This is a genomic window from Rathayibacter sp. AY1A3 (genome assembly GCF_002930975.1).
Taxonomy (GTDB): Bacteria; Actinomycetota; Actinomycetes; order Actinomycetales; family Microbacteriaceae; genus Rathayibacter.
In genome coordinates this window covers 1,601-5,391 of record NZ_PSTO01000066.1, presented here as the reverse complement: position 1 = coordinate 5,391, position 3,791 = coordinate 1,601, and the positions used below count along the sequence as shown (strand labels likewise).

Below are 3,791 nucleotides of genomic sequence, written 5' to 3'. Positions count from 1 at the left end.
CGTTGTGAAGCACCGTTCTGGTGTGGAGGCGGGATGTGTCCGATTCTTGAGAACTCAACAGCGTGCACTATGTTCAATGCCAATTTTATACCCCGGCCTTGATCTTCGGATCGGGTTGGGATTCCTTTGGAAATTGATGTCAGCTTCCGGCTTTCGGGTCGGAGAGATGTCTTATTTGCTAGAGGTCAAACTTGACTCTCCTTCTCTTCGGGGTTGGGGGTCGTAATTTTTTTACGGAGAGTTTGATCCTGGCTCAGGACGAACGCTGGCGGCGTGCTTAACACATGCAAGTCGAACGATGAAGCCCAGCTTGCTGGGTGGATTAGTGGCGAACGGGTGAGTAACACGTGAGTAACCTGCCCTTGACTCTGGGATAAGCGCTGGAAACGGCGTCTAATACCGGATACGACCTGCCCCGGCATCGGGTGCGGGTGGAAAGTTTTTCGGTCAAGGATGGACTCGCGGCCTATCAGCTAGTTGGTGAGGTAATGGCTCACCAAGGCGACGACGGGTAGCCGGCCTGAGAGGGTGACCGGCCACACTGGGACTGAGACACGGCCCAGACTCCTACGGGAGGCAGCAGTGGGGAATATTGCACAATGGGCGAAAGCCTGATGCAGCAACGCCGCGTGGGGGATGACGGCCTTCGGGTTGTAAACCTCTTTTAGTAGGGAAGAAGGGCTTCGGCTTGACGGTACCTGCAGAAAAAGCACCGGCTAACTACGTGCCAGCAGCCGCGGTAATACGTAGGGTGCAAGCGTTGTCCGGAATTATTGGGCGTAAAGAGCTCGTAGGCGGTTTGTCGCGTCTGCTGTGAAAACCCGAGGCTCAACCTCGGGCCTGCAGTGGGTACGGGCAGACTAGAGTGCGGTAGGGGAGAATGGAATTCCTGGTGTAGCGGTGGAATGCGCAGATATCAGGAGGAACACCGATGGCGAAGGCAGTTCTCTGGGCCGTTACTGACGCTGAGGAGCGAAAGCGTGGGGAGCGAACAGGATTAGATACCCTGGTAGTCCACGCCGTAAACGTTGGGAACTAGATGTGGGGACCTTTCCACGGTCTCCGTGTCGCAGCTAACGCATTAAGTTCCCCGCCTGGGGAGTACGGCCGCAAGGCTAAAACTCAAAGGAATTGACGGGGGCCCGCACAAGCGGCGGAGCATGCGGATTAATTCGATGCAACGCGAAGAACCTTACCAAGGCTTGACATATACCGGAAACTTCCAGAAATGGTTGCCCCGCAAGGTCGGTATACAGGTGGTGCATGGTTGTCGTCAGCTCGTGTCGTGAGATGTTGGGTTAAGTCCCGCAACGAGCGCAACCCTCGTTCTATGTTGCCAGCACGTCATGGTGGGAACTCATAGGAGACTGCCGGGGTCAACTCGGAGGAAGGTGGGGATGACGTCAAATCATCATGCCCCTTATGTCTTGGGCTTCACGCATGCTACAATGGCCGGTACAAAGGGCTGCGATACCGTAAGGTGGAGCGAATCCCAAAAAGCCGGTCTCAGTTCGGATTGAGGTCTGCAACTCGACCTCATGAAGTCGGAGTCGCTAGTAATCGCAGATCAGCAACGCTGCGGTGAATACGTTCCCGGGCCTTGTACACACCGCCCGTCAAGTCATGAAAGTCGGTAACACCCGAAGCCAGTGGCCTAACCGCAAGGAGGGAGCTGTCGAAGGTGGGATCGGTGATTAGGACTAAGTCGTAACAAGGTAGCCGTACCGGAAGGTGCGGCTGGATCACCTCCTTTCTAAGGAGCATCTGGACACCGCAGGGTGTTCCAGGCGCCAGATCAAAGCGAATGTCTTTGCTGGTAGCTCATGGGTGGAACATTGAACTAGGTGCTCGGTGAGATCGTCTCGCGTCAGTACAGCCTTCGGGTTGGGAACGCGTCGGGGCGGTGGAGTCGGGTACATGCACGCTGTTGGGTCCTGAGGGACCGGGCCGGCTGCCTTCGGGTGGCGGGGTCGACTCTCCGGATCCTTTTCTCACGCCTGGGTGTGTGGGAGAGGGATACCGCCCGTATTTTGAGAACTACACAGTGGACGCGAGCATCTTAGATTCACGGCTTCGGTCGTGGATCGACAAGATTCGCATGGCGCGGCTTTCGGGCTGCGGTCATGCAAATCATTGGATCTGCAACTTTTCGAGTTGTAGTTTCTTAACTCATGTGATTAGCAAGTTCATAAGAGCAAACGGTGAATGCCTTGGCATCTGGAGCCGAAGAAGGACGTCGTAATCTGCGATAAGCCTCGGGGAGCTGATAAACGAGCTGTGATCCGAGGATTTCCGAATGGGGAAACCCCGCCAGGCCCCTTGTGGTGACCTGGTGACTCCCGCCTGAATATATAGGGCGGGTAGAGGGAACGTGGGGAAGTGAAACATCTCAGTACCCACAGGAAGAGAAAACAACAGTGATTCCGTCAGTAGTGGCGAGCGAACGCGGAAGAGGCTAAACCGAGTCATGTGTGATACCCGGCAGGGGTTGCATGGCCGGGGTTGTGGGACTTTTCGTTCCGGTCTGCCGGCCGGTGAACGTTACAGCGCATCATAGACGAACAGGTTTGAACGCCTGGCCAGAGCGGGTGCGAGCCCCGTAGTCGAAATGGTGTTATGGCGTGAAGAGTATCCCAAGTAGCACGGGGCCCGAGAAATCCCGTGTGAATCTGTCAGGACCACCTGATAAGCCTAAATACTCCCAGATGACCGATAGCGGACAAGTACCGTGAGGGAAAGGTGAAAAGTACCCCGGGAGGGGAGTGAAATAGTACCTGAAACCGTTTGCTTACAAACCGTCGGAGCCTCCTTGTAGGGGTGACGGCGTGCCTTTTGAAGAATGAGCCTGCGAGTTAGTGCTCTGTGGCGAGGTTAACCCGTGTGGGGCAGCCGTAGCGAAAGCGAGTCCGAATAGGGCGATTCAGTCGCAGGGTCTAGACCCGAAGCGAAGTGATCTATCCATGGCCAGGTTGAAGCGACGGTAAGACGTCGTGGAGGACCGAACCCACTTCAGTTGAAAATGGAGGGGATGAGCTGTGGATAGGGGTGAAAGGCCAATCAAACTTCGTGATAGCTGGTTCTCTCCGAAATGCATTTAGGTGCAGCGTTGCGTGTTTCTTGCCGGAGGTAGAGCTACTGGATGGCCGATGGGGCCCAAAAGCTTACTGACGTCAGCCAAACTCCGAATGCCGGTAAGTGAGAGCGCAGCAGTGAGACTGTGGGGGATAAGCTTCATAGTCGAGAGGGAAACAACCCAGACCACCAACTAAGGTCCCTAAGCGCGTGCTAAGTGGGAAAGGATGTGGAGTTGCACAGACAACCAGGAGGTTGGCTTAGAAGCAGCCACCCTTGAAAGAGTGCGTAATAGCTCACTGGTCAAGTGATTCCGCGCCGACAATGTAACGGGGCTCAAGCACGCCACCGAAGTTGTGGCATTGACATTAGTGGTAGGCCTTCGTGGTCCAGCCGTGTTGATGGGTAGGAGAGCGTCGTGTGGCGAGTGAAGCGGCGGTGTGAACCAGCCGTGGATGCCACACGAGTGAGAATGCAGGCATGAGTAGCGAAAGACGGGTGAGAAACCCGTCCTCCGGAAGACCAAGGGTTCCAGGGTCAAGCTAATCTTCCCTGGGTAAGTCGGGACCTAAGGCGAGGCCGACAGGCGTAGTCGATGGACAACGGGTTGATATTCCCGTACCGGCGAAGAACCGCCCAAGACAATCCAGTAGTGCTAAGTATCTGAATCCCTTTGATGGATCCCTTCGGGGTGAAGCGTTGGGCCTAGCGTACGATCC

General features: G+C 55.6%; 2 rRNA genes (1 of these 2 cut by a window edge). Both read left to right on the top strand.

What is annotated here, in order from left to right:
* Nucleotides 1–230 precede the first annotated feature (230 nt).
* Nucleotides 231–1,753, top strand: a 16S ribosomal RNA gene (locus C5C10_RS17135).
* A 425-nt stretch (nt 1,754–2,178) separates the two neighbouring features.
* A 23S ribosomal RNA gene (locus C5C10_RS17130) occupies nt 2,179–3,791 on the top strand (it continues 1,253 nt past the right edge of the window).
* Together the 16S and 23S rRNA genes form the textbook arrangement of a ribosomal RNA operon.